This window comes from Clostridium sp. AF12-41 (assembly GCF_003461685.1).
GTDB lineage: Bacteria > Bacillota > Clostridia > Lachnospirales > Lachnospiraceae > Otoolea > Otoolea fessa.
In genome coordinates this window covers 160,474-186,597 of sequence record NZ_QTXO01000002.1, presented here as the reverse complement: position 1 = coordinate 186,597, position 26,124 = coordinate 160,474, and the positions used below count along the sequence as shown (strand labels likewise).

Sequence of the window (26,124 nt, the reverse complement as noted above, 5' to 3'; positions counted from 1 at the left end):
TTTTCCATTAACTGCTTGGGATATCTGGTTTTGATAAGTGTTGTTTCCGGTACTGTGCTGGTGTGCAGCCAATGATCCGTTTGAATGTGGCGATGTAATTGCTGACCTGGTTGTATCCGACCAGTCCGGCAATCTGTGAGATGGGCAGATCGCGGTGAAGGAGGGAAACACTGGTCTGGATGCGGTAATTAGTTAAATATCCATAGGGAGTTGTGTGAAGAATATTTTGAAAAATCCGGCAGCATTCTCCGACGCTGATATTGGCTGATGCAGCCAGGTCTGAGAGCTGTAAATCATCTGCGTAATGTGCATAGATGAACAGGAGAATGGATTGCAGGCGCTGCTGGCGCAGGAGGTTAATAGAGGTAGAATTCCCACTGCTGTGAAAATTGGAAATCAACAGATTCCACATCGAGGTAATCTTAATGCAGATAGAATATTCATTGCCTTTAACCTGATTGGAAAGAAATAAATCGGTTATTTTTTTGTGCAGTCCGATCAACTCTTTCTGCCATTCGGATTCCGGGTGAATAGAGAAAGCGGAGAATTTCCCGCCGGCGGTATAGGGCAGGACGTAGTCCTGATCCATGCGGCTTCCAGGAAAAAAGGCAAGAAGGCGGTAAGGAAAATTGAGGCTCGCATAGGAGCCGTCTTCCGACATCTGTGTGACGGCATGAATCAGGGAGGTGTTGACGAAAATCAGATCTCCAGCCTGTCCGGGCAGAGAAAGATTATCTACCTGCATTGTCAATGTTCCGCTTAGTACGAGGGTAAACTGCAGCTCATCATGCCAGTGGAAGTCGCGCAGCCAGCGTCCCGGCGGCTGCATGGAATGAATATCAGAATAGTAGACATTGACCGGAAAATCTTGATCTTGATAGTGGTTGATTTCCTGTAACTGGGAAGTAGATTTCAAAGGATCCCTTCTTTCTATAAAAATTCAATATGTTAAGATTTTGGTATTTTTAGTTATTGATATTGTACCATTTCCACATAAGAATTGCTATACTTTTAAACGAAAAGAGATTTATAGCAGGTGCTAAAAAAATAAATCCCACAGAATGGGAATGTGAGTAAAAAATAGGAGGAAATCAGATGGCAGCAATCGAAAGAAAACCATACATGGATCGGATTGACCGATTAAAACAGAGAGTATTAAAGACCAAGCCAGAGATGGATCTGGAAAATGCAATTATCCTGACAAAGGGCTTCCAGGAATCAGAGGGACAGCCGCTGTGCATCCGGAAAGCATATGCATTTAAGAAACAGTGCCTGGAGAAAACTGTAAAAATCTGGGGGGATGAGCTGATTGTCGGCAATGCCGGAAGCAAGCAGCGCGGCGGTATTTTAAGTGTCGATACCTGCTGGTCGGTTCTGGATGAGGAGCTGGATACCATCAGTACCCGTCCATATGACCCATTCTATCTGCGCCCAGAGGATCGGAAGGCATTTGAGGAGATCATCCGCCCGTACTGGAAGGGACGTTCCACGTATGAGCAGTGGCTGGTACAATGCCCAGATTTTGCGGCAACCTTACGTGACTGCGGCGCTCTTTACATCAACCGTAAATCGGTTCGTGGCTGGGGCGAGACGACTGCGGGTTATTCCAGAGTCATTAAAGAAGGCATGGAGGGAATCAAGGCGCATATCCATAAAGTGCTTGATACACTTGATATTACCCGTCCGGGTGACTATGAGAAGATTGAATACCTGAAAGCGATGGAGCTGGCAGCTGACGGTATCTCCGCATTGGGACACCGCTATGCGGCAGAGGCGAGAAAGCTGGCAGAGGCAGAGCCGGATGAGAAGCGCAGAAAAGAACTGTTACAGATTGCAGGGACCTGCGATCAGGTTCCGGAAAAACCGGCGCGTACCTTCCGCGAGGCGATTCAGTCGATGTATATTTACCAGACCTGTATTTTCATGGAGCAGAATGCAGCAAGCTACAACCCGGGACGTATGGATCAATATCTTTACCCATTTTATAAGGCAGATATCGAGGCTGGCCGTTTGACAGAGGAAGAGGCGCAGGAACTTTTGGACTGCTTATGGGTTAAATTCTCTGAGCAGTGCCTGTTCCAGGATCAGGTAACCGCACAGTTTTCCGCCGGTTACCCAATGTTCCAGAACGTATGCTGCGGCGGTGTGGATGAGCGCGGCATGGACGCAGTCAATGACGTGTCGTACCTGATTTTGCAGGCAACCGCAGAAGTACAGTTATATCAGCCATCCCTGTCTGTCCGCTACAATATGGCGAAGAATCCGAGCAGCTTCTTAAAGAAGATTGCAGAGGTTATCAAGCTTGGAACCGGTTTCCCGGCATTTCACAACGATGAAGTTGGTATCGAGATGCTCCTGAACAAGGGAATCCCGTTAAAAGAAGCATATAACTGGAATCCATGCGGCTGTGTAGAGACGAACCTGGAAGGAAAACAGAGATGCTACACCGCATATGCAGACTTCAACTTAGGTTCTGCGGTTGAATTTGCCCTGTTAAACGGCAAGAGCCGTAAATATGGCATTCAGGCATCTGAGGCGACCGGCGATCCGACTGCCTTTAATACCTACGAAGAGTTTGAAGAGGCAGTCAAAGAGCAGATCCGCTATGAACTTCGCGGAACCGTGGCTTCCAGCCATGTATGCGATGACATTGGCTTCCAGAGGGTCGTTCCGGCACTTTCCCTTTCCTTCTATGAGTGCGTAGAGAATGCGAAAGATTACGCATGGGGCGGTGCGAAATATAACCTTGGAAATGGTATTGATGCGATCGGCGTAGCAGACCTGATCAACAGCCTGATTGCAGTAAAGAAACTTGTATTTGATGAGAAAAAAGTAACGATGCAGCGTCTTCTGGATGCACTGGATGCAAACTTTGTGGGTTATGAGGATGTCAAGAAGATGTGTGATGAAGCTCCGAAGTACGGCAATGATGACGACGAAGTAAACGAGCTGACCGGTGATATGTTCTGTTTTATCGCGGACTATATTGAGTCGTTCCACAGCAAATTCGGCAAGATGACGCCAGGTATTCTTCCGGTATCTGGAAATACTCCGTTTGGTCTGGAGGTCGGTGCACTTCCGTCCGGACGTCTGGCTTGGAAACCGTTAGCAGACGGCGTATCTCCGAACCAGGGAACCGATACCGAGGGCATGGGCGCTGTATTGAAATCCATTTCCCACATTCCGCATGGCCGTTTCAATCAGGGAACCCTGCTGAATGTAAAGATGGATACGGTATTCCGCGACAGCCCGAACTCGACAAAAGAACTGATGAACTACCTGCGGAGTCTCTGCTCCCTGGGCGTATTCCACACACAGTTCAATGTCATCGATACGGAGACCTTAAAAGAAGCACAGAAGCATCCGGAGGATTACAACGGACTGCTGGTACGTGTAGCTGGTTATACAGCATATTTTACAGAGCTTGGAAAAGAAGTACAGGACGATATCATTTCCAGAACTTCACATTCCAATATCTGCTAGGAAAAAGAGTGAAATCTGCCGTGTTTCATAAAAAATACGGCAAATCAGCTACCGGGGATGTGCATCATGCGCGGTGGCGGGCAGCAGGCAAGGTGTACTTGACAGGAGGAACAGCGTATGGAATTAAAAGCAAATATTCTTCGGATTGAGCGGTTATCCCTCTCCGATGGGAAGGGAATGCGGACGGTTGTATTTTTTAAGGGCTGTCCCCTGCGCTGTGCCTGGTGTTCGACACCGGAGTCACAGTCGGGGCAGCGGGAAGTCTACTATATGAAAGAGCGCTGCACCGGATGCGGTGCCTGCATCCAGGTCTGTCCGGAACAGGCACTTCGCCGGAGCGAAAAAACGGGAGAGATCGTGAGGGATTACAGCCGCTGTAAACAGTGCTTTCAGTGTGTGGATGCCTGCAATTACCGGGCACAGCAGATCTATGGCAAGGAGATGACCGTAAAAGAGGTAATGCGCGAGATCCAGAAGGATGAGATGTTTTTCTTCTATTCTGGTGGTGGCGTGACACTTTCAGGAGGTGATCTGTTCTGTCAGACGGATTTTGCGGAAGCACTGCTGGAGGCCTGTGATGATGCCTGTATCAATGCGGCGGCAGAGTTAGATATGTTTACTTCGTTTGAAAATGTCAAACGGATCGTGCCGCATCTGCAGATGTTTTATGTGGATGTGAAAACCATGGATCCGGAAAAGCATAAGAAATGGACGGGGCAGGACAATGCCTGTATTCTGGAAAATATCCGCAAATCCGATGCGATCTGCGCGCCGCATTCGATTCATGTCCGTGTGCCGCTGGTAGAAGGAGTCAATGATGATGTGGAAAATATTCGGAAAACGGCGCAGTTATGCCAGGAACTTAAAAATTGTCAGGAATTGGAATTTCTGCCATATCATAGACTGGGGCTTCATGCATACCGGCAGCTGGGGAGAAAATATCAGTTAGAAGAACATACGTCGATGAGTCGTTGGGATGTGTATCAGAAAATGGAATTTCTGTGCGAAACGGATTGGACATTTGATATAGCGATATCGGGATTGGAGGTGTATAAAGCTGGAATAGGAAAAACGGGAGTAACAGAGGAGGTGTTAAAAGCGTAAAATACGATAAAAATTAGTATTGGATAAAAATGGATAATGGGAAAATGCGTATCGTGTAAGATAAGGTTGGTTGGTGAAAAATAGTCTTGCACGGTACGTTTATTTCTATGAATTTTCTATGAATTTCAATTTTCCTCTGGACAAATAAGATGAGTTAGTGTATACTAACTTCATCAGCAGTTAGACAGAGCTAACTTTCGGAGGATAAAATATGAGTGTTGTAATTGTAGGTGGTCATGACCGCATGGTCAGCCAGTACGTGAAAATCTGCAAATCATTTAACTGTAAGGCAAAGGTATTTACACAGATGACGGCGGATTTCGGCAAACAGATCGGAGCGCCGGATCTGCTTGTACTCTTTACAAGCACCGTTTCCCATAAAATGATTCGGACGGCGGTTGATGGTGCAAAGGGAAGCCGGACAGAAGTTGTCCGCTGCCACACCAGCAGCAAAACCGCGTTGGAAGAAATTTTGCAGGAACACTGTGCAGCTTGCTGACGTATTTAAAGGCGAAGCCACGGCAAATTCCGTTACTGGGCACGTATGCGTGAACAGTAACTCCGTCGGTTTCTGGAAACGATAGATTGATTTCGATATGGTTTGAAATATTCTTCCAAATATGGTATTCTAGTATATAGTATTATGGTAACTGGTCGGCAGTTTGGGAAGACTATTCTGCGGGAGACGGGAAGGCACGAAGCCAGGCCGGTTATGTGTTAGAAGTTTGGAGGGAATCACTTTGAAAATACAGCAGTCAGCAGAGGATTATCTGGAAACGATTCTTATGTTAAGCTATCGCAAGCCGATGATCCGTTCGATCGATGTAGTCAATGAGCTGGGGTATTCAAAACCAAGCGTCAGCGTTGCGATGAAGAATCTTCGTGAAAACGGTTATATTTCGATGGATCATGAGGGATATATCACTCTGGAGCCGTCGGGACGGAAGATCGCGGAGATGATTTATGAGCGTCATACATTACTGACAAAGCTTTTGGTAGCGTTGGATGTGCCAAGAGAGGTGGCAGTGGAAGATGCCTGCCGCATTGAACATGTGATCAGCCCGCAGAGTTTTGAGGCAATCAAAGAATTTGCAGCCGCGCATCTGGCAAAGCTCGAGAAAGCAAACCGGACAGATGAGCCGGAAAAATAGATGGCTGTTTAAGATTCGGACAGTTATATTCTCATCATAAATTTATAATTGCAGAGGACACGGAAGAGAGACCGCACGCGTGAACGTGGCGGTCTCTTTTTTCATAGGAAATTACGTCCTATGAAACAAAAAAACGCTTCGCGGGATTTGCACTCGCGTGAAGAAGCTTTTCTCAAATAAAAGCGATCAGGCGTTGAGCATCTGTACCGAAAAATCATTAAAAGTACCCAGAACCGCCAGTGTGTAGCTGTAACCGCTGCGAAGCCGGATATTTGTGTTGACGATGGCGAATCCCGGATTGGTCCGGCGGTAGACGGTCAGCTGGTAGATGCCGGGGATGATGTGCATGTAGCGCGTATAATTCATGTAATCCAGATCGGATACGACCAGACGTCCGTTCAGGTATATATCGATGGGTTCGCGGATGGAGGCGGCATTGTAGAAACGCAGGTGCGCGATCTCCGATGAGGTGGAAAAGAACGGCGAGAGAATGCCCCAGGTCCAGAGCGCGCCATTTGGAGATGGCTTCCAGTTGGAACCGCCGCAGTTTATGCAGCCACCGGTGTTCGGGCTGCCATGATTATTGGACGGCAGGGTGGGCATCACATCCCCGTATGGTCCGAAGCCCGGAGATACCTGAAGATCATTGGATGAGCTGTCCGGATATGTTAAGATAACAGGAGGCTGAGAACTAAATCCAGACTGTGCCGTATCACTGGTTCCAGCTGCTGCCGCATCCGTCTCCGGTGCCGCCGCCGGAGTCGTGTCAGCATCCCCCTCAGGCACTGCTGCTGCATCGTAGTTGTATGTTTCCATAAAAAGATACCTCTTTTCATATTGGCTATATTGCAGTATATGAAGAAGAAAAAAGGAGAGTTACTATTTGCAGGCAGGAATTTTCTGGACTGAAAATCCTGTTCGATACTGTAGAAAAGTGTATTTTGCCGATCTGGAATGCGGAGCATCGGCAAAATTCAGTTATAGTTTACATGATTTTGTGAAAGGTCAAGAATGAAGAAAATAAAAAAGAGACTCGAATCTCGAATCTCTTTCCAGTGACCTGTCCGGGAATCGAACCCGGGTTTACGCCGTGAGAGGGCGTCGTCTTGACCGCTTGACCAACAGGCCATATTTAATTTTATTCAATCGAGGCGACGTGATTCGAACACGCGACCTCTGCGTCCCGAACGCAGCGCTCTACCAAACTGAGCCACGCCTCGATATGATTTTCTCGCTTTTGAAGCGGTGCTCATCAGCGACTCCTATATACTATCACGCCTTCAAAAAAAATGCAAGCGTTTTTTTGAAAAAAATTGAAAAAGTTTTAAAAAATTGAAAAAACCCTTTAAAATCAATATTTTCACGCTTTTAACTTATATTTCGAAATTATTATGAATAACGTAAGAAAGCGAAAGGATGATTAAAGTCTTGCTAAGGATGCGCCGAAACTCTTTTCATTTTGGATAAAAAGAATAAAATGGGGAACAAAGCATAGTGAGCTTGCATTGAAAAATGAATGAGTCAGGAGGAATTAAGTATGAACATCATCGCAGCCATCTTATTTGGAATATATGGAGTGATCGGAGGCGTGAGTACCGTCGTATGTACCGTGAGCATTCCGGGTATCATTATTTGGAAAATTTACCGGAAAACGAAATATCATAAGGCGCTGACGGATTAAGTAAAATAAGGGTAACTGTTCAGTAGGTCTGTGCATTTACTGCGCTGACCGTACGAAAACATGGGCTAGCAGGCAAAAATCCCATTGCCGTAGGCAATTTTTAATGGATTTTTGCGCGTGACTGTGAAGGTACTGAACAGTTACAAATAAGAATTATAAAAAAAGGGTCTTGCAGGTGAAAGATTTTCTATCTGCAAGACCCTTTTTTGCTTAAAATCAATGTAATTATCGGACAATATAGACATCGGCGCTTCTCTTTCCATACTGCAGTGCCTGACTGTGGGAATTGAAGAAGATGTCCAGTTTGTTTCCGCGGATGCCGCTGCCGCTGTCCTCAACGGTATAGACAACGCCGTTGATGCGGAGTTTAGTTCCGAGCGGGAATACGCGCAAGTCGGCGGAAATGGTATGTCCTGCCTGCGGAATGGTGCCGGATTTAGTGCGGTTCTTTCCACCACGGCAGCATCTGCGGCAGCTGCAGTAAGCAGTTGTCGTAAAACGTCCGGCGTAGATTTCAGCAGGTGCCTCTGCTTCCTGTGCCTCGGCAGCAGCATTTGTGTCAGTATTTTCAGTCATTGCAGCTTCGCCAGCGTTCTCTGCCTCCACTTGTGCAGACTCATTTGAAAATGCAGCGACTTCTGCCTCGGAAGCGTTCGTGTCAGCCGCTTCTTCCGCAGCAGCGTTTGTCTGCTTTCTAATCAGCTCCGGATCGGAAGCCGGACCAGATGGTGTCTGGGCTGCTTCGGTGGAAATGCCGTTTGTTTCTTCACCGGCTGCCGCATCTATTTGGGAGACAAGCTCAGTTCCGGCATCTGTGGCTGCCAGTGTATTCATGGTGCCTGCCATGAGACAGACCAGGCTCATTGCCGTTGTGGCAAGTCCGCGCCGCATGGTGTTCATCATATTCATCAAATAAAAACCTCTCATTTCAATTTAGATTCATTTGTCTCATCGCAACGATTGTGTATCTCACAAATATTGCAATGCGTTTACAAATGTTATAATTTGTTACTATTATATTACAAAAATGTTAAATGTCAAGCCGGAGAGCCTGAAATAGGGCTCTGGGAGCGGTCGGAGGTTCGACAAGTCGAAAGCTTGTTCGGACGCAAACAGGAAAGCGGGTGAGTGAGTTTCTACCTATAGAAAGTGTGAAAATCAGCGTGCCTAAAAACAGGGTATGCAGAATGAAAAATTTTATTCGAAAAAAGAAGAAAAAATTTTTTTTAAAAACCGAAAAAAATCATTGACAAATACTTGCGTAAGTAATATAGTATGAACTGTAGATATTAGCACTCTGATAGATTGAGTGCTAACAAAAAACTTCCAGAGCGGGTTTAAGAGACCGGCGGAAGCGGATGCACGGAAGGAGAGATTGGATGGAACTGGATGAGAGAAAAGAAAAGATTTTGAAAGCGATTATCCAGAACTATCTGGAGACCGGAGAGCCGGTTGGTTCCAGAACGATCTCCAAGTATTCCGATTTGAAACTCAGTTCGGCGACGATTCGAAATGAGATGTCGGATCTGGAAGAACTGGGATATATCATTCAGCCGCACACATCGGCAGGCCGGATTCCTTCAGATAAAGGATATCGTTTCTATGTGGATCAGTTGATTCATGAGAAAGAGACGGAGGTCACGCAGGTGCGTGATATGGTCATCCAGAGAGTGGATCGGGTGGAGCTTCTGTTAAAGCAGATGGCAAAGCTTTTGGCGAGCAATACGAATTATGCGACGCTGATCAGCGGACCGCAGTATCACCAGACGAAGATCAAGTTTATACAGCTTTCCAGAGTGGAAGCCGGGAAACTCCTGATTGTCACTGTTTTAGAAGGCAACATTATCAAGAACTCGATTGTGGCACTCGATGCGGAGCTGACTGATGAGGACATCCTGAATCTGAATATTCTTTTAAATAGCGGTCTCAACGGATTGACGATGGAGCAGATTAATCTGGATGTCATTACCCGGATGAAAGGGCAGGCAGGCGAGCGCAGCCACATCGTGGATGTGGTACTAAGCGAGGTGGCCGAGGCGATTCGTTCCGGCGAGGAAGATTTACAGATTTACACCGAAGGTACGACGAACATTTTCAAATATCCGGAACTGAGCGATGGTGCGAAAGCCAGCCAGCTCATCGGGACACTGGAGCAGAAAGACCTCTGGAGAGAGATTCTTACCGAGGACGATGCGGACAGCGATAAGAAAAATGAGATTCAGGTCTACATCGGAAGTGAGACACAGGTGCAGTCGATGAAGGACTGCAGTATCGTTACTGCCAATTATGAATTGGGGGACGGACTTCGGGGAACGATAGGAATCGTTGGACCGAAACGAATGGATTATGACAAAGTTGTATCGACCCTGCGCTCATTAAAGAGCCAGCTCGATCAGACATTCAATCATAAAGATACCGAGTAGCACGGATGTGCAAAATAAAGAGGTGAGAGACATGGCAAAGACAGAGATAGATTCCAAAGCAGCCGAGGCAGCAAATGAGGAGCAGGTAAAAGAAACAGAAACCCAGGCAGAAGCTGAGGTAGTGAAGGAAAAGGAAGCTTCTTCGGAAGACGCACAAGCGCCGGAGGGAGAAAAAGAGAAAAAAGGATTTTTCTCCAAAAAGAAGGATAAGAAAGATGAGCAGATCGAGGAGCTGACGGATCGCCTGAAGCGCACGATGGCTGAATTTGACAATTTCCGAAAACGAACGGAGAAAGAAAAATCAGCGATGTATGAGATTGGCGCAAAGGACATCATCGAGAAGATTCTCCCGGTGGTGGACAATTTCGAGCGTGGTCTGGCGACCATCCCGGAGGGCGAAGAAAAAAGTGCTTTCGCCGAGGGCATGGATAAGGTTTACAAGCAGCTCGTAAAAACACTGGGTGATGCAGGTGTAAAGCCAATCGAAGCGGTTGGTCAGCCATTTGATCCGAACTTCCACAATGCAGTGATGCATATTGAGGATGAAAACCTGGGTGAGAATGTGGTAGCCGAGGAGTTCCAGAAAGGCTATGTATACCGCGACAGCGTGGTTCGCCACAGCATGGTAAAAGTGGCAAATTAAAATAGGTAACACGTAAACAGCTGGCACTCAGAATTCGGTGCTGGTGGTTGATTTGATATAATATAGACAGACAGGCGGCAGAATTTAACTCCCATGGGGAGAAAGAGAACTGCCAGAAAAAGATAATTTCAGGAGGAAATAACTATGAGCAAGATTATCGGTATTGACTTAGGTACAACAAACAGTTGTGTAGCCGTTATGGAAGGTGGTAAACCGGTTGTTATCGCAAATACAGAAGGTATCCGTACCACACCGTCCGTTGTGGCATTTACAAAGACAGGCGAGAGACTGGTCGGCGAGCCGGCAAAGCGTCAGGCAGTTACCAACGCTGAGAAGACCATTTCTTCTATCAAGAGACACATGGGCAGCGACTACAAAGTAACCATTGATGACAAGAAATATACGCCGCAGGAGATTTCCGCGATGATTCTGCAGAAGCTGAAAGCAGATGCAGAGAGCTACTTGGGCGAGAAGGTAAACGAGGCAGTTATTACTGTTCCGGCTTACTTCAACGACGCACAGCGTCAGGCAACCAAGGATGCAGGTAAGATCGCTGGTCTGGATGTAAAGAGAATTATCAACGAGCCGACGGCAGCAGCGCTTGCGTATGGCCTTGATAATGAGAAAGAGCAGAAGATCATGGTATATGATTTAGGTGGCGGTACATTCGATGTTTCCATCATCGAGATCGGTGACGGCGTTATCGAGGTTCTGGCAACCAACGGCGATACACATCTGGGCGGCGATGATTTCGATAACCGTATTACCCAGTGGATGATCGACGAGTTCAAGAAAGCAGAGGGTGTAGACCTTTCCGCTGATAAGATGGCGCTTCAGAGACTGAAAGAAGCAGCTGAGAAAGCGAAAAAAGAGCTTTCTTCCGCAACTACAACCAATATCAACCTTCCGTTCATCACTGCAACCAGCGAGGGACCGAAGCATCTGGATATGAACCTGACCAGAGCTAAATTTGATGAACTGACCAGAGACTTAATCGAGAGAACCGCAATTCCGGTACAGAACGCACTGAAAGATGCTGGTATCACTGCTTCTGAGTTAAGCAAAGTACTTCTGGTAGGTGGTTCCACACGTATGCTGGCAGCACAGGAAGAAGTAAAACGTCTGACTGGTAAAGAGCCGAGCAAATCCTTAAACCCGGATGAGTGCGTAGCAATCGGTGCAGCTATCCAGGGTGGTAAGCTGGCTGGCGATGCCGGTGCCGGTGATATCCTTCTTCTGGATGTAACTCCGCTGTCACTGTCCATCGAGACTATGGGTGGCGTAGCAACCAGACTGATTGAGAGAAATACCACAATCCCGACCAAGAAGAGCCAGATCTTCTCTACCGCAGCTGATAACCAGACCGCTGTTGATATCCACGTTGTACAGGGCGAGAGACAGTTCGCAAAGGACAACAAGACACTGGGAACCTTCCGTCTGGATGGCATTCTTCCGGCAAGAAGAGGTGTTCCGCAGATTGAGGTTACTTTCGATATTGATGCAAACGGTATCGTAAATGTATCTGCAAAAGACCTTGGTACAGGCAAAGAGCAGCACATCACGATTACCTCTGGTTCCAATATGTCCGATTCCGATATCGATAAGGCAGTCAAAGAGGCAGCTGAGTACGAGGCACAGGATAAGAAGAGAAAAGAGGGCATCGATGCAAGAAATGAAGCTGACTCCATGGTATTCCAGACCGAGAAAGCTCTGCAGGATGTAGGCGATAAGATCGATGCAAACGATAAAGCAGCCGTAGAAGCTGACTTAAATGCACTGAAAGAAGCTATCAACAAAGCTCCGATCGACCAGATGACCGATGCACAGATTGATGAAATCAAGGCTGGTAAGGAAAAACTGATGAACAGCGCACAGGCACTCTTCAGCAAGGTTTACGAGCAGGCACAGGCAGCTGGCGCAGCAGGAGCACAGGGCGGTGCTCAGGGTGCAGCTGATGCAGGAAGTGCACCGCACGACGATAATGTAGTTGACGGCGACTTTAAAGAGGTATAATATAATAGGCAGCCATTTTTCAAAGAAAAATGAGCGGATTACGAATGCTTTTGAGGATTGCGGGAGCAGGTAGTGCGGAGCAATCCGGGGCATCGGGGTATCAATAGAAAAACGCAGTGAGGGGCTGTCGCAGGAATCTGCGGCAGACCCCCATTTGTAGGTTGTGGGGTAACTGTTCAGTAGGTCTGCGCATTTACTGCGCGTGACTGTGAAGGTACTGAACAGTTACGTTTTGGGAAGATAAATAGATACGATAGAAACTCTGCCGGATGCGGTCAAATGTACCGGCGGATTTTGGGAAGGAAGAGCTGAAATGGCAGAGAGTAAGAGAGATTACTATGAGGTCTTAGGCGTCCCGAAGGATGCGGACGATGCGACACTCAAAAAAGCATACAGAACCCTGGCCAAAAAGTATCATCCGGATGCAAATCCGGGCGATCAGGCGGCAGCCGATAAATTTAAGGAGGCATCGGAGGCCTACAGCGTACTGAGTGATCCGGAGAAGAGACGTCAGTATGATCAGTTCGGCCATGCGGCTTTTGACGGCGGTGCAGGCGGCGCTGGCGGATTCGGTGGTTTTGATTTCAACGGCGGCGATATGGGAGACATTTTCGGAGATATCTTCGGAGATATTTTTGGCGGCGGACGCAGCCGCGGCGGCAGAAGCAACGGACCGATGCGCGGCGCAGATGTGCGTACCAGTGTGCGGATTACTTTTGAAGAAGCGATCTTCGGCTGTGAAAAAGAGCTGGAGTTAAACTTAAAGGAAACCTGTGAGAAATGTCATGGAACGGGTGCAAAACCGGGAACCCAGCCGCAGACCTGTCCGAAATGTAACGGTAAAGGCAAGATCATGTACACGCAGCAGTCGTTCTTTGGTCAGATTCAGAATGTACAGACCTGTCCGGATTGTAACGGAACCGGAAAGATAATCAAGGATAAATGCCCGGATTGCTACGGAACCGGCTATGTAGCGAAGAGAAAGAAGATCAAAGTGACGATCCCGGCAGGTATCGACAACGGTCAGATGCTGCGTGACCGCGGCAATGGCGAACCGGGTACCAACGGCGGTCCGCGCGGAGATCTGCTGGTAGAAGTAGTGGTATCCCAGCACCCGATCTTCAAGCGTCAGGATACAACGATCTACTCAACCGTGCCGATCTCCTTCGTGAAAGCAGCACTCGGTGGTCCGATCCGCATCAAGACGGTGGACGGCGAGGTAGAGTATGAGGTCAAACCGGGAACCCAGACAGATACGAGAGTCCGTCTGAAAGGAAAAGGTGTTCCGTCTCTGCGTAATCGCAACGTGCGCGGCGACCATTTCGTGACGCTGGTGGTACAGGTTCCGGAGCGCATGACCGAGGCACAGAAGGAAGCGCTTCGCAAGTTTGACGATGCCATGAACGGAATTGCACCGGAGGGCGAGAAACATAAGAAGAAAGGACTGTTCGGAAAGCTGGAGAAATAGAATACGGACAGGACAAAAATAGAAAAGAGCTGTCGGGCTGACATAAAAATGCGGCTCGGCAGCTCTTTGTTTCTGTTTCATAGAAAATTACGTCCCATTACGCGTTCTGTAACAGAATATAGTTACTGTTCACGCATACGTGCCCAGTAACGGAATTTGCCGTGGCTTCGCATTTAAATACGGCAAATTCCTGCTGCCACCACGTTTTCTTACGGCACTTTCGGTTCCAAAAGTGTCTACCCGTGAACAGAAACGTAACAGAATATACCAGAAAATGACAGAGTTTTGTAAGTTGACTTCCGTTTAAAACTTATATACAATAGGACGATGGAGGACCAGCAACACAGATGGCATGGATTTTTGCCGGAAAAATATGCCAAATGATAAAATCATTCCTTGAATGGCAGGTCCTTCCGGGAATAGGAACCCGTATTGGATTTTTAAAGGGAGAATAGGAAGATGACAGATAGAAACGGGAATTTGAATAAAAATTCACGTTCCGGCAGCCGCGAAGATGGGCGGGAACCGGTGAGACGAAATACGGCGATGAATAGCCGGGAGATTGTACTGGAAGATGAAGATTATCTGGATGAGCCGGATGAGGACTATTTGGATGATGATTATTTCGACCGGGATATGGAAGAACGGATCCTGAGAGAAGCGGAGTTGGATATGGAAAACATACACCAGCCAGAGAGTCAGGATCAGAACCGGTGGGAAGAGCCGGAACGCCTGCCGGAGAAAGAGCCGGAGGAGACAGCCAGTCGAAAGCGCAGCCGCGCCCGTGGAAATCAGAGCGCGGGCACAGGGCGGGAGGCAGCCCATGCGGCGCCGCAGCGGGGACAGGATTCCGGAAGGACGGCATCCTGGACGGAAACTACCCCGGAAAAGGCAGCTCTGAAAGCTGAGCATAGAAAAACAACCGGTAAAAAGACGGCATGGATCGCTGCCTGCACGGCGGGCATTCTGCTCGTGGCAGCCGGAGGTGTCTATGCGGGAATGTCCCAGAAATATAAGACTCGTTTCTTTCCGAATACGCAGATCAACGGTGTTGACGCGTCTGGAAAGACAGCGGCAGAGGTGCAGGAACTGATTGCGGAAGGTGTGAATGGTTACACACTGACGATTACTGAGAGAAATAATCAGACAGAAACCATTGCCGGAACCGATATCAAGCTGCATGCGGAGTTTGACGGCAGTCTGGAAAAGATGGTAGCGGCGCAGAACCCGTTCGCATGGCTGTGGCATATGAAACAGGAAGAATATACGATCGGAACGATGGTGGCGTATGACGATGCGGCGCTGGAAAGCCAGATCCGGAATTTATCGTGTTTAGACCCGGAGAAAGCGGTAGAACCGGTCAATGCAAAGATTTCTGAGTATGTGTCCGGACAGGGATATTCGATTGAGCCCGAACAGGAAGGAACGGCAGTCGAGGCGGAGAAGCTGACACAGGCGGTAACGGGTGCGATCGAGAATCTGCAGGATCATTTATCGCTGGAGGAAGCAGATGTCTATAAGAAGCCGACGGTATTGAAAGACGATGCATCTCTGGCAGAACAGCTGGATAAGATGAATAAATACGCGAAAATGAGCGTGACATACCAGTTTGGCGATTCGACGGAGACCTTAAATGGAGATCAGATTCATGGGTGGCTGATTGCCAATGCAGACGGAAGTGTTTCGGTAGATTCCTCCAAGGTGTCGGAGTACGTGTCTGAGATGGCGAAAGCACACAATACTTCAAACAAAGCGAAAACATTGAAAACATCGTATGGTTCCACGATTCAGGTAAGCGGCGGAACGTATGGCTGGAAGATCAACCAGGCGGCAGAGACGGAAGCGCTGGCAGCGATCATTGCCTCCGGCGAGAGTACGACGCGTGAGCCGGAGTATTCCCAGAAGGCGGCGAGCCATGGGGCAAATGACTACGGCGATACTTACGTGGAGATCAACCTGACCGGACAGCACCTTTTCTTCTATAAAGAAGGAAAGCTGGTGGTAGAGTCGGATTTCGTATCTGGAAACCTGGCGAAAGGCTGGGGAACCCCGGCAGGCTCGTATCCGCTGGCATATAAGCAGAAAAATGCGGTCCTGAAGGGTGAGAATTACCGGACGCCGGTTAATTACTGGATGCCGTTCAATAATGGTATCGGTATGCATGATGCGAAGTGGAGAAGCAGTTTTGGCGGTGCGATTTACAAGACGGGCGGTTCCCACGGCTGTATCAACCTGCCGCCGAGTGTTGCAAAGACAATCTTTGACAATATTTCGGCAGGAACTCCGGTGATCTGCTACAATCTGCCTGGTACGGAGAAGAGTACGACGAGCGGTACGGCAAAACCGGCGGAGACGAAGCCGGCAGAGACCACGGCGCCAGCAGAAACACCAGCTCCGGCAGAGACGCAGGCGCCAGCACCGGCAGAAACACAGGCACCGGGTCCGGCATCGACCACAGCGCCGACGCAGGCGGAGACGAAAGCGCCGGAGACTGCGGCACCGACCCAGGCAGGACCGGGAGGTCCTTCGGGGGATAATGGTGGAAATATTGCAGTGGGACCAGGAGCATAGGAAGAAACGGGAATAAAATCGAGAAAAAACCTGCATAAAATGATTTACACCGAAAACATATTGTGTTATACTAAATACGTATGAGTCCGCCGGTGCTCAGTTTTTTGACGACTCCGACATAAACTTAGCATACGGTAAGAATAATTTTAAGGAGGAAATCACAATGATTTCAAAGGAAAAGAAAGCAGCTATTATCGAACAGTACGGAAGAAAAGCAGGCGATACAGGTTCACCGGAGGTTCAGATCGCAATTCTGACCGCTAGAATCGCTGAGCTTACAGAGCATTTAAAATCCAATCAGAAGGATCATCATTCCCGCCGCGGACTTCTGAAGATGGTAGGACAGAGACGTGGTCTTCTGGATTACTTAAAGAAATCCGATCTGGAAGGATACCGTGCACTGATCGAGAAGTTAGGCATCAGAAAGTAATTAAGATTAAAACGTATAGGGTGGAGCAATCCACCCTAGTTGTTTATGTAGAAGAAAAGTCCGAGACCGCTGCTGTACCCGTAAAGCGGAAAAACATATTTGCGGGCAGAGCAGTAGTTTCGGTATTACTTTTCACAGAAAGGCACTTTTGGAACCGAAAGCGGCGTATGAGAATGTGAAGGTTCTTCTGCAAAACAAGATGAAAGGAGATATGAGATGTACAAGAGTTTTTCGATGGAACTGGCTGGCAGAACTTTAACAGTGGATGTTGGCCGTGTGGCAGCTCAGGCAAATGGTGCTGCATTTATGCATTATGGAGATACAACCGTATTATCAACCGCGACAGCTTCTGACAAGCCGCGTGACGGTATTGATTTCTTCCCGTTAAGCGTTGAGTTTGAGGAGAAGATGTATTCGGTCGGAAAGATTCCGGGCGGATTTAACAAGAGAGAGGGAAAGGCATCTGAGAACGCAGTTCTGACAGCACGTGTTATCGACCGTCCGATGCGTCCGCTGTTCCCGAAGGATTACCGCAACGATGTTACCTTAAATAACCTCGTATTATCCGTTGACCAGGACTGCAGCCCGGAGTATACCGCGATGTTAGGCTCTGCAATCGCAACCTGCATTTCCGATATCCCGTTTGATGGTCCGTGTGCGACCACCCAGATCGGCATGATCGACGGCGAGTTTATCGTAAACCCGACCAATGCACAGAAGAAAGTATCTGATATGGCTCTGACCGTTGCTTCCACCCGCGAGAAGGTTATCATGATCGAGGCTGGCGCAAAGGAAGTTCCGGAGAACATCATGATCGACGCGATCTTCAAGGCACACGAAGTAAACCAGGAGATCATCAAATTCATCGACACTATCGTAGCTGAGTGCGGCAAGCCGAAACATTCCTACGAGAGCTGTGCAGTTCCGGAAGAGCTGTTTGCAGCGATTCGTGAGCTGGTTCCGCAGGAAGAGATGGAAGAGGCTGTATTTACAGACGAGAAACAGAAGAGAGAAGAGAATATCCGCGCAATCACCGAGCGCCTGGAAGAGGCATTCGCTGATAACGAGGAGTGGCTGGCTGTTCTGGGTGAGGCTGTATATCAGTACCAGAAGAAGACTGTCCGCAAGATGATCCTCAAAGATCACAAGCGTCCGGATGGCCGCGGTATCACCGAGATCCGTCCGCTGGCAGCAGAGATCGACATTCTGCCGCGTGTACACGGTTCCGGTATGTTCACCCGTGGACAGACACAGATTTTAAATATCTGTACACTGGCTCCGCTGTCCGAGGCACAGAAGATCGACGGACTGGATGAGAATGAGACATCCAAGAGATATATGCACCATTACAACTTCCCGTCCTACTCCGTAGGCGAAACCAAACCGTCCAGAGGACCGGGACGCCGTGAGATCGGTCATGGTGCGTTGGCGGAGCGTGCGCTTGTGCCGGTACTTCCGACTGCGGAAGAGTTCCCGTATGCAATCCGTACCGTATCTGAGACGATGGAATCCAATGGTTCTACCTCCCAGGCAAGTATCTGTGCATCCACTCTGTCCCTGATGGCAGCAGGTGTACCGATCAAAGCTCCGGTAGCTGGTATTTCCTGCGGTCTGGTAACAGGCGACACCGATGATGATTACATCGTTCTGACCGATATCCAGGGTCTGGAAGACTTCTTCGGCGATATGGACTTCAAGGTAGGCGGCACTCACAAGGGTATTACTTCCATCCAGATGGATATCAAGATCCACGGTCTGACCCGCCCGATCATCGAGGAGGCAATCGCTAAGACGAGAGAGGCAAGACTCTACATTCTGGATGAAGTTATGGCACCGGTTATCTCCGAACCGAGAAAGACCGTCAGCCAGTACGCTCCGAAGATCGTTCAGATCTCCATCGATCCGCAGAAGATCGGCGATGTAGTCGGAAAACAGGGCAAGGTAATCAACAAGATCATCGAGCAGACCGGCGTTAAGATCGATATCGAGGACGATGGCAGCGTATCTGTATGCGGCACCGATCAGGCAATGATCGACAAGGCAGTTTCCATCATCAAGGGCATCGTGACCGACATCGAGCCGGGTCAGATTCTGACAGGTACCGTTGTCCGTATCATGAATTTTGGTGCATTCGTAGAGCTGGCTCCGAACAAAGATGGTATGGTTCATATTTCCAAGCTTTCGGACAAGCGCGTAGCGAAGGTAGAGGATGTTGTCAACATCGGCGATGAAGTTACTGTAAAGGTAATCGAGGTCGATAAGATGGGTCGTATCAACCTGAGCATGAAACCAGGCGATCTGGCTGAAAATAAATAATAAATAGATTGCAAATGCACACGATGTGCTGCAATCATCCATCATAAAATCAATGTGCCTGCATCACTGCGGCGCAGACCAGATAAAGTAAGGAATGCTGCAAGGCAGAGAAGCGGTTCGCTTCTGCTTTGCGGTGTTCCTTTTTACTTTACAAAGAGGAAAAATATGTTAGAGGTAACAGGGATAGAAAAACGGTACCGCGGAAGGACGATCCTAAAAAATGTCTCTTTTCGGGCAAATCCAGGGGAATGCATCGGGATTGTCGGCGGAAATGGATGCGGCAAGACGACGCTGCTCTCGATCCTCGCGGGGATCCGCAAGCCGGATCGGGGGAGTATTCGGATTGACGGGCAGGAGGCGCTTGGAAGACATCGTCTATTAGAAGAAAAAATTGCCTATGTGCCTCAGGAAAATCCATTGATCCCGGAGCTGACGGCATTTGATAATTACCGTCTCTGGTTCCGGGGGAAACGGCGGGAGATGGAGCGGGATCTGGAATGCGGCGTCGGTCGTGTGCTGGGCGTGGACCGATTCTTGAAAACGCAGGCGGGACGGCTTTCCGGCGGAGAGAAAAAGAGGCTGAGCATCGCGGCGGCACTCTCCGGGCGCGCGGATATCCTGATTCTCGATGAACCGGGGGCAGCGCTTGACCTGGAGGCAAAGGAGCAGATCCTGACTTATATCAGGAGCTATGTGAAAGCAGGGGGGACAGTTCTTTTAACGTCCCATGAGATGGGAGAGATAGGGGCGTGTACAACCCTTTATGTATTAAAGGACGGTGTGCTGGTTCCAACGGAGGCAGGGCTTTCGGCGCGGGAGCTGATACAGAGGTTTTAAGGTTACTGGGCACGTATGCGTGAACAGTAACGTTTTAGGAGTGAGAAAACAGGAGGAGGTACAAGATGGAAGAGGGAAACAACACAAACAATACAAACAATGCAAACATGTCAAGCAATTCAACCCCGCTAAACCCGGCAGAGGCAGCGGCACAGGCGCTTACGGCCGCATCTGACACAGCGGATGGAACCGGTGCAGGCGGCTCCGCTGGTGCTGGCGGCGGAATCGGTGGAAATGCTGCAGGCGGCAGTGACGGTGGCAGAACGGGCGGAAATGGTTCTGGCAGGAAGAAATGGCTCATTTCAGCCGGAGCAGCCGCAGCGGTGGCCGTGGTCGGCGGCGGTGTGATGCTCAGCCATCAGGCAGACCCAAAGGACACAGTGATCGATGCGTTCAAGAGCATCACGGCGGAAGGGCAGTTAAATCCGTCTGAGGAGATCTTTGGGACGAAAGAGCTGGAAAAACTTTTACAGAAGGGATCCGCGCAGACGGGGATGGAATTAAGCATGATGGGTATTTCCGATGAATCCCTGAACCAGATGAGCGGTGCGGGCATCGGTCTGGATGTGAAGCGTGATGTGGACAGCGGACGGCAGCTGCTAAATCTTTCCTTGCAGTATGGCGGCGGAGAATTGGCGGACGCACAGCTTTACATGGATGATACACAGATCATGGCGGCGATTCCGGCACTTTCCAGCCGCATGTTTACCCTTGACTATGTCAATGATCTGGAAGGACAGCTCATTAATTCTCCGTATGCGGCGCAGAAGCTCGAAGAGCAGGGGATTGATATTGAGGGGCTGGCAAATTATCTGGGACAGTACAAGGAAGCGCTTTCGGACGAGGAGCCGATGTTGGATCTGAAAGCACTCTGGAACCGCTACAAAGAGGGAAGCAAGGCGATTGATGACCTCAAAGCGGCTATGACCGTCACTAAGAATGACAAAAAAGAGTTTACGATCGATGGACAGAGCGAGAACTGCCGCGGTTACCATGTGACTTTGCCGAAGGATGCGCTGATTCGCTTTGCAAAGACGACGAGAGAATTTTTCCTGAATGATGAGACACTCAAACAGGATGTGGTGCGCTATCTGGAACTGGCAGGCGACGCAAGCAGCATCTATGCAGCGGACGGGGACGGAGAGAGCGTGGATCCGGAGGAACAGCAGAAGGAACTCTGGGCGCAGGCGGAAGCGGTGCTGGACAATCTGGTAGAGGGAATGGAAAATACCATCGGGGATGTGACGATGGATGTCTATGTGAGAAAAGATGGCAAAATGGCTGGATTTTCCTATGAGACGGATGCAACGGTTGAGGAAGAAAATGTCCGTTTTTACGGCGATGTTTCCTTTGGCGGCGGTTACAACATGCTGTCGAATGTGAATGGGGCGTTAAATATTGAGGATTCGGACGGTCAGATTATCACGGTTTCCCTGGATAAAACAGGCGCTTACGAGGCTGGAAAGAGCTGGAGTGGTCAGGTAATTGCGACCCTGGAAGATGACGAAGAGAAATACCAGTTTATCCTGGATGGCGATTATCAGATCGCGGACGGCAGCTATGAGGTAAAGCTGGATTTGCAGAGTAACGGTGCGTCTCAGGCGTCGCTCACGGCGAATGGCGCGGTCAGCGACCTTTCAAAGGGCGAGAGCGTCCATATCGATATGGATTCCCTGCGTCTGGAAACTACATTGTTAAATGGAAGCAGTTCTTATGTTGAATTTGCCGGTTCCTATTATGTCAACCCGCTGGAGGATGAGATCGCGCAGCCGGACGGCGTTCCATTTGATGTGCTGGCTTCCTCCGAGGAGGATTATAACCAGGTCACAACGGAGATAACAGGCAACCTGTTCGCAATTCTACTGAAAGTCATGTCATAGGCGGCGGAAAATGCGAACATATATGATATATCTGCTGCTGACCGGAAAGCGCCTGCTCCGCCAGCTGCCGTATTTTCTGGCAGGGCTGGCAGTGATGGTGCTGCTCATCGGCATGGCGGCGTTTTCGGCATCTAAGGTTTTATATGGGGAAACATCTTTAAAGAAAATCGAGGTGGGTGTGGTGCTTCCGGAGGACGATGCGCTTTCGGAAAAGATAACCAAAATGATTGCCTCGCTGGACAGCGTGGAAAGTCTCTGCGATTTTTCGTATCTGGAACACGATGAAGCGTTCCAAAAGATGAAAAGCGGGGAACTTCAAGCGGTTTTCGAGGTGCCGTCCGGCATGGCGCGCGGCATTTTGGACGGTACGAACCAGCCAGCCACGATCTGGTTTCCGGATGAGAGCGGGCTGGAAGGCACCGTTTTCAGGGAGCTGGCAGAGTCGGGCAGTTCGATGCTTGGCACTTCGCAGGCGGCGATCTACGCGGCAAATGAATGTTTAAATATCCAGGGAGTGCCGGAACAGATTCCGGTGTCTGAACAGGATTTGAACCGTATCTTTTTAAAATATGCGATGAACCGGGAGGCACTTTTCCGGAAGAAAACGGTCAGCGCGGCGGGGGATGTATCGACGGCGGTCTTTTATGGAATTTCGGGGATTGTATTTTTGATGATTCTTACCGGAATCCCGGCAGCGCCGTTTCTGGCGCCCCAGACGGAGGCGCTGGAACAGGGGCTTCGGCGTATCGGGATCCGGCGGTGGTATCCGCTTTTCTGCAAATGCTTGTGCATGATGCTTCTTCTGATGGCAGTCACGGCGGGCGGCTATGGCTGGGCGGTGCAGAAGGGATATGCGCTGGCGGGGCGGGAAGAACTGGCGGCGTGGGGGCTGACCTGCGCGGCAGTTTCGGCGTGGATTCTGCTGTTTTATGAGGTGTGCAGAAGTTCGGCAGCGGCGATTTTGACGTTGTTTGCGGTCAATGTGGTATTTCTCTTTCTGGCGGGCGGCATCATCCCGTCCGTCTTTCTGCCGGAGCTGGTTCAGAAAGTCGGAAATATGACGGTGACGGCGCTCTGGATGGATGGAATCCGCTTTATTGCTTCGGGCGAGGAGACAGGGACGGTTCCGGTGCTGTGGAAACTGGCTGCGGCGGCATTGGCATGCTTTGCACTGGCGCTTGCCGCCGGAAAAAGGAGGGATTGACGGATGCGGAAGCTGGCGTGGTGGTTCTGTATGTTTGGAATGACGCTGCGGCGGGCTCTTTACCGCCCGGTGTTCCTCCTGTTTCTTCTGATCTTTCCATTGGGAATGGGCGCGCTCCATCAGGTGGAAAAACGGGATTCCGGGCGGATCGCGGTGGCGCTCTGCCCGGGAACGGATGCGTGGAATCAGGCGCTTGCAGAAAGACTGGAATCGGAAGAGAGCCGTTCATTTTTCTTTTATCCGTGCGGGACGGAGGAAGAGGCAAAGGAGGCGGTTATGACCGGACGGGCGGAGTGCGCCTACCTGTTTCCAGAGAGATTAAAAGAACGGCTGGACGAGGGGCATTATACCCGTGCGGTCCGCGTGCTGGTGTCGCCGTCCACAGTGGCAGAGAAAATTATATCAGAAAAGATATTTTCTGAACTGTTCGAGGTGTACGGGCGGGAACTGCTGGCGGACTATGGGAAAAATGGAGCGGCATTTCAGACGGTGATGGCACGCTGCCAGACGACGGAGGCGCGGGAAAAGGCGTGCGGCATGCTGCTGGAACTCTATGAAAAATACCGCAGCAACGGAAGCACCTTTACCTTTGATTATCAGACCTTACAGGGAGGAACGGCACTGCAGACAGGGGCGATAAAGGTGGTCTTTCCGGTGCGCGGGCTGACGGCGGTATTCCTTTTTATCATGGGGCTGGCGGCAGCTGTCATGGCGGGCGAGGATGCAGAGCGCGGGCTTTATGCGGCGGTCCGGAGCCGGGAGCGGTGGTTGCTGCAGACGGCGGAGATCGCGGCGTTTGTATTTTTAGCATCCATTTCGGCCTATGCGGCGCTTCTGGCGTCGGGAAATGGGGCAGAGCCGCTTTTAGAGGCGGGAAAGCTGCTTTTTTATCTCTTCTTCGTGACCATGTATGCCTTTGGATGCCTGGCAGTCTGCCGGAAGCCGGGATTTCTGGCGGCGCTGATTCCGGTGTTTATCCTTGCGAGCCTCCTGCTCTGCCCGATCTTTTTTGACGCTTCAGTCTTTTTGCCGGGAGCCGCGGGTATGCGAAAGCTGCTGCCGCCGTGGTGGTATCTGAGCGGCATTTTCGGTTCCAAAAGTGCCTACCCGTGAATAATTACTTTTTAACAACGTTTTTTTGGATAACTTCGATAAAAAGATTGCTATTTTTTCATTCAATTATTATAATAAAAAGAGACATCCGGTATCGAGCATCAATCTGCCGGATGTTTTCATGCGAGAAAATCAGGAGAGGAGTGAACACAATGGAAAGCCGGAGTCATAAGGCGGAATCAGACGGCAGCTACCCAGAACCGAAGGCAGCGTACACATGCATTTGCAGGAATGACAGCTGCAAACAGCGGATTCCTTGTGTACACTGCCGCATCTGTGGATAAGTTTCCGGCATTCTGCCTGTGTGCAGGAGCAGGAAAGGAGCAGCCTGTCCGATTTCCAAAATGACAATATTTTGGAAGGAGACGGGAATGTTAGAAGAAGAGAAGAAAGAAGAGCTGCTGGCTCTGCTGACCGGGAAGAAGTACCGGGAGCTGAAAAGCCAGCTGGTCGAGATGAATGAGGTGGATATTGCCTCATTTATCGAAGAATTGGATTCAGAAAAGACGGTCGTTGTATTCCGTATGCTGCCGAAAGAGCTGGCATCGGAGGTATTTGCCTGTCTGGAAGTCGAACAGCAGCAGCACATCATTACCAGTATCACGGATAATGAGCTGCGTGCCATCATTGACGATTTGTATGTCGATGATGCGGTCGATATGCTGGAGGAGCTGCCGGCGACGATCGTGCGGCGTGTACTTCAGAACTCCAGCCCGGATACGAGAAAACTGATCAACCAGTTCCTCAATTACCCGGAAAACAGCGCTGGAAGTGTCATGACGGCGGAGTACGTGGGACTCAAGAAAAATATGACGGTGGAGCAGGCATTTGCTTATATCCGGAAATATGGTGTGGACAAGGAGACGATCTACACCTGCTACGTCATGGATGAAAAACGCCGCTTAGAGGGCGTTGTGACGGTCAAGGATCTTCTGATGAATGATTATGCGGCGCTCATGGGCGATATCATGGATCCGCATGTGATCAAGGCATATACGACGGAAGACCAGGAGAAGGTCGTGGAGACGTTCAATGAGTACAACCTCCTGAGTTTACCGGTTGTGGACGGCGAAGACCGTCTGGTCGGCATCATCACGGTCGATGATGTCATGGATGTCATGGAGCAGGAGGCGACGGAGGACTTCGAGAAGATGGCGGCGATGCTGCCGAGTGAGAAGCCGTACCTGAAGACGGGCGTGTTCCAGCTTGCGAGAAATCGTATTCCGTGGCTGATGATCCTGATGTTGAGCAGTATGGTGACCGGCGGTATTTTGTTAAAATATGAGAATGCCTTTTCGGTGATTCCGCTTTTGGTTACGTTTATTCCGATGTTGATGGATACGGGCGGAAACTCCGGCAGCCAGGCGAGCACGATGATCATCCGTGGTATGGCGGTCGGCGAGGTAGAACCGGCGGATATTCTGAAGGTTATGTGGAAAGAGATCCGCGTGGGAATGCTCTGTGGACTTTCTCTGGCGCTTGTCAATTTCGTGCGTCTGATGATCCAGTATCCGGGGCAGGTACTCATCTGCCTGACGGTAGTTATCAGCCTGTTCTGCACGGTTATCATCGCGAAGACGATCGGATGTGTGCTTCCGATTGCGGCGAAGACGATCCATCTCGACCCGGCGATCATGGCGTCGCCGATGATCACGACGATCGTGGATGCGTGCAGCCTGATGATTTATTTCCAGCTGGCGTGCCATCTGCTGAATATGAAGGCGTGATATAAATTACCTGCCTGCTGGCCCATGTTTTCGTATGGTCAGCGCAGTAAATGCGCAGACTTACGGAACAGTTACTTTAT

At 49.6% G+C, this 26,124-nt stretch carries 20 protein-coding genes and 2 tRNA genes; 17 read left to right on the top strand and 5 right to left on the bottom strand.

Going from position 1 to position 26,124, the window contains the following annotated elements; translation table 11 throughout:
- Positions 1 to 7: 7 nt before the first annotated feature.
- Positions 8 to 916, bottom strand: a complete 909-nt coding sequence (locus DWV73_RS04415) for an AraC family transcriptional regulator (RefSeq protein ID WP_107001104.1) — start codon at positions 914 to 916, stop codon at positions 8 to 10.
- A gap of 179 nt (positions 917 to 1,095) precedes the next feature.
- Between DWV73_RS04415 and DWV73_RS04410 the strand changes: the two genes are divergently transcribed.
- The 4 genes from DWV73_RS04410 to DWV73_RS04395 all read left to right on the top strand — a co-directional run bounded on the left by DWV73_RS04410 (position 1,096) and on the right by DWV73_RS04395 (position 5,738).
- Positions 1,096 to 3,483 (top strand): formate C-acetyltransferase/glycerol dehydratase family glycyl radical enzyme, encoded by a 2,388-nt coding sequence (locus DWV73_RS04410; RefSeq protein ID WP_107001103.1) that lies wholly within the window; start codon positions 1,096 to 1,098, stop codon positions 3,481 to 3,483.
- A 117-nt stretch (positions 3,484 to 3,600) separates the two neighbouring features.
- Positions 3,601 to 4,587: a glycyl-radical enzyme activating protein gene (locus DWV73_RS04405; RefSeq protein ID WP_107001102.1), complete on the top strand. Its 987-nt coding sequence runs from the start codon at positions 3,601 to 3,603 to the stop codon at positions 4,585 to 4,587.
- 211 nt (positions 4,588 to 4,798) lie between these two features.
- The gene (locus tag DWV73_RS04400) at positions 4,799 to 5,086 is read left to right on the top strand and encodes a DUF2325 domain-containing protein (RefSeq protein WP_022358490.1); all 288 of its coding nucleotides are present in this window, start codon (positions 4,799 to 4,801) and stop codon (positions 5,084 to 5,086) included.
- A 241-nt stretch (positions 5,087 to 5,327) separates the two neighbouring features.
- Positions 5,328 to 5,738, top strand: a complete 411-nt coding sequence (locus DWV73_RS04395; RefSeq protein WP_107001101.1) for a metal-dependent transcriptional regulator — start codon at positions 5,328 to 5,330, stop codon at positions 5,736 to 5,738.
- Positions 5,739 to 5,924: 186 nt separating this feature from the next.
- Here the strand turns inward: DWV73_RS04395 and DWV73_RS04390 are convergent, their stop codons facing one another.
- The 3 genes from DWV73_RS04390 to DWV73_RS04380 all read right to left on the bottom strand — a co-directional run bounded on the left by DWV73_RS04390 (position 5,925) and on the right by DWV73_RS04380 (position 6,958).
- Entirely contained in the window at positions 5,925 to 6,554 is a 630-nt protein-coding gene (locus tag DWV73_RS04390) for a DUF4397 domain-containing protein (protein ID WP_107001100.1), read from the bottom strand.
- Between the two features lie 240 nt (positions 6,555 to 6,794).
- Positions 6,795 to 6,866, bottom strand: a tRNA-Glu gene (locus DWV73_RS04385).
- Between the two features lie 18 nt (positions 6,867 to 6,884).
- Positions 6,885 to 6,958: transfer RNA gene (locus DWV73_RS04380), tRNA-Pro, on the bottom strand.
- A gap of 317 nt (positions 6,959 to 7,275) precedes the next feature.
- Here DWV73_RS04380 and DWV73_RS12735 point away from each other — a divergent pair.
- Positions 7,276 to 7,419, top strand: a complete 144-nt coding sequence (locus DWV73_RS12735) for a hypothetical protein (RefSeq protein WP_022358601.1) — start codon at positions 7,276 to 7,278, stop codon at positions 7,417 to 7,419.
- Positions 7,420 to 7,644: 225 nt separating this feature from the next.
- Here the strand turns inward: DWV73_RS12735 and DWV73_RS04375 are convergent, their stop codons facing one another.
- Positions 7,645 to 8,328, bottom strand: a complete 684-nt coding sequence (locus DWV73_RS04375; RefSeq protein WP_181357222.1) for a 3D domain-containing protein — start codon at positions 8,326 to 8,328, stop codon at positions 7,645 to 7,647.
- Positions 8,329 to 8,798: 470 nt separating this feature from the next.
- Between DWV73_RS04375 and hrcA the strand changes: the two genes are divergently transcribed.
- The 12 genes from hrcA to mgtE all read left to right on the top strand — a co-directional run bounded on the left by hrcA (position 8,799) and on the right by mgtE (position 26,044).
- Positions 8,799 to 9,842, top strand: coding sequence for a heat-inducible transcriptional repressor HrcA (hrcA, locus tag DWV73_RS04370; protein ID WP_107001098.1), 1,044 nt, complete (start codon positions 8,799 to 8,801; stop codon positions 9,840 to 9,842).
- 31 nt (positions 9,843 to 9,873) lie between these two features.
- Positions 9,874 to 10,485 (top strand): nucleotide exchange factor GrpE, encoded by a 612-nt coding sequence (gene grpE / locus DWV73_RS04365; protein ID WP_107001097.1) that lies wholly within the window; start codon positions 9,874 to 9,876, stop codon positions 10,483 to 10,485.
- Between the two features lie 144 nt (positions 10,486 to 10,629).
- Entirely contained in the window at positions 10,630 to 12,498 is a 1,869-nt protein-coding gene (gene dnaK / locus DWV73_RS04360) for a molecular chaperone DnaK (RefSeq protein ID WP_022359496.1), read from the top strand.
- A gap of 313 nt (positions 12,499 to 12,811) precedes the next feature.
- Positions 12,812 to 13,966, top strand: coding sequence for a molecular chaperone DnaJ (gene dnaJ / locus DWV73_RS04355; RefSeq protein WP_107001096.1), 1,155 nt, complete (start codon positions 12,812 to 12,814; stop codon positions 13,964 to 13,966).
- A gap of 459 nt (positions 13,967 to 14,425) precedes the next feature.
- Positions 14,426 to 16,537: a L,D-transpeptidase family protein gene (locus tag DWV73_RS04350; protein WP_233430243.1), complete on the top strand. Its 2,112-nt coding sequence runs from the start codon at positions 14,426 to 14,428 to the stop codon at positions 16,535 to 16,537.
- 163 nt (positions 16,538 to 16,700) lie between these two features.
- Entirely contained in the window at positions 16,701 to 16,967 is a 267-nt protein-coding gene (rpsO, locus tag DWV73_RS04345; RefSeq protein ID WP_022358577.1) for a 30S ribosomal protein S15, read from the top strand.
- Positions 16,968 to 17,183: 216 nt separating this feature from the next.
- Positions 17,184 to 19,283 carry a polyribonucleotide nucleotidyltransferase gene (locus DWV73_RS04340; RefSeq protein WP_107001095.1) on the top strand — a complete coding sequence of 700 codons (2,100 nt, stop codon included), beginning with the start codon at positions 17,184 to 17,186 and terminating at the stop codon, positions 19,281 to 19,283.
- A gap of 165 nt (positions 19,284 to 19,448) precedes the next feature.
- On the top strand, positions 19,449 to 20,120 hold the full coding sequence (locus tag DWV73_RS04335; RefSeq protein WP_107001094.1) for an ABC transporter ATP-binding protein: 672 nt from the start codon (positions 19,449 to 19,451) through the stop codon (positions 20,118 to 20,120).
- 65 nt (positions 20,121 to 20,185) lie between these two features.
- Complete coding sequence (locus DWV73_RS04330) at positions 20,186 to 22,000, top strand: zinc ribbon domain-containing protein (RefSeq protein ID WP_107001093.1); 1,815 nt, start codon at positions 20,186 to 20,188, stop codon at positions 21,998 to 22,000.
- 22 nt (positions 22,001 to 22,022) lie between these two features.
- On the top strand, positions 22,023 to 23,204 hold the full coding sequence (locus tag DWV73_RS04325) for an ABC transporter permease (protein ID WP_207661043.1): 1,182 nt from the start codon (positions 22,023 to 22,025) through the stop codon (positions 23,202 to 23,204).
- 3 nt (positions 23,205 to 23,207) lie between these two features.
- Positions 23,208 to 24,317, top strand: coding sequence for a hypothetical protein (locus tag DWV73_RS04320; protein WP_107001091.1), 1,110 nt, complete (start codon positions 23,208 to 23,210; stop codon positions 24,315 to 24,317).
- A 371-nt stretch (positions 24,318 to 24,688) separates the two neighbouring features.
- Positions 24,689 to 26,044, top strand: a complete 1,356-nt coding sequence (gene mgtE / locus DWV73_RS04315; RefSeq protein WP_107001090.1) for a magnesium transporter — start codon at positions 24,689 to 24,691, stop codon at positions 26,042 to 26,044.
- The last annotated feature ends 80 nt before the right edge of the window (positions 26,045 to 26,124 follow it).

Coding starts and splice junctions, on each gene's coding strand:
- DWV73_RS04325 (WP_207661043.1), top strand. CDS start 22,023: ATGATATATCTGCTGCTGACCGGAAAGCGCCTGCTCCGCCAGCTGCCG.
- DWV73_RS04330 (WP_107001093.1), top strand. CDS start 20,186: ATGGAAGAGGGAAACAACACAAACAATACAAACAATGCAAACATGTCA.
- mgtE (WP_107001090.1), top strand. CDS start 24,689: ATGTTAGAAGAAGAGAAGAAAGAAGAGCTGCTGGCTCTGCTGACCGGG.
- dnaK (WP_022359496.1), top strand. CDS start 10,630: ATGAGCAAGATTATCGGTATTGACTTAGGTACAACAAACAGTTGTGTA.
- DWV73_RS04350 (WP_233430243.1), top strand. CDS start 14,426: ATGACAGATAGAAACGGGAATTTGAATAAAAATTCACGTTCCGGCAGC.
- rpsO (WP_022358577.1), top strand. CDS start 16,701: ATGATTTCAAAGGAAAAGAAAGCAGCTATTATCGAACAGTACGGAAGA.
- grpE (WP_107001097.1), top strand. CDS start 9,874: ATGGCAAAGACAGAGATAGATTCCAAAGCAGCCGAGGCAGCAAATGAG.
- DWV73_RS04390 (WP_107001100.1), bottom strand. CDS start 6,554: ATGGAAACATACAACTACGATGCAGCAGCAGTGCCTGAGGGGGATGCT.
- DWV73_RS04400 (WP_022358490.1), top strand. CDS start 4,799: ATGAGTGTTGTAATTGTAGGTGGTCATGACCGCATGGTCAGCCAGTAC.
- dnaJ (WP_107001096.1), top strand. CDS start 12,812: ATGGCAGAGAGTAAGAGAGATTACTATGAGGTCTTAGGCGTCCCGAAG.
- DWV73_RS04410 (WP_107001103.1), top strand. CDS start 1,096: ATGGCAGCAATCGAAAGAAAACCATACATGGATCGGATTGACCGATTA.
- DWV73_RS12735 (WP_022358601.1), top strand. CDS start 7,276: ATGAACATCATCGCAGCCATCTTATTTGGAATATATGGAGTGATCGGA.
- DWV73_RS04320 (WP_107001091.1), top strand. CDS start 23,208: ATGCGGAAGCTGGCGTGGTGGTTCTGTATGTTTGGAATGACGCTGCGG.
- DWV73_RS04405 (WP_107001102.1), top strand. CDS start 3,601: ATGGAATTAAAAGCAAATATTCTTCGGATTGAGCGGTTATCCCTCTCC.
- DWV73_RS04375 (WP_181357222.1), bottom strand. CDS start 8,328: ATGAATATGATGAACACCATGCGGCGCGGACTTGCCACAACGGCAATG.
- DWV73_RS04335 (WP_107001094.1), top strand. CDS start 19,449: ATGTTAGAGGTAACAGGGATAGAAAAACGGTACCGCGGAAGGACGATC.
- DWV73_RS04340 (WP_107001095.1), top strand. CDS start 17,184: ATGTACAAGAGTTTTTCGATGGAACTGGCTGGCAGAACTTTAACAGTG.
- hrcA (WP_107001098.1), top strand. CDS start 8,799: ATGGAACTGGATGAGAGAAAAGAAAAGATTTTGAAAGCGATTATCCAG.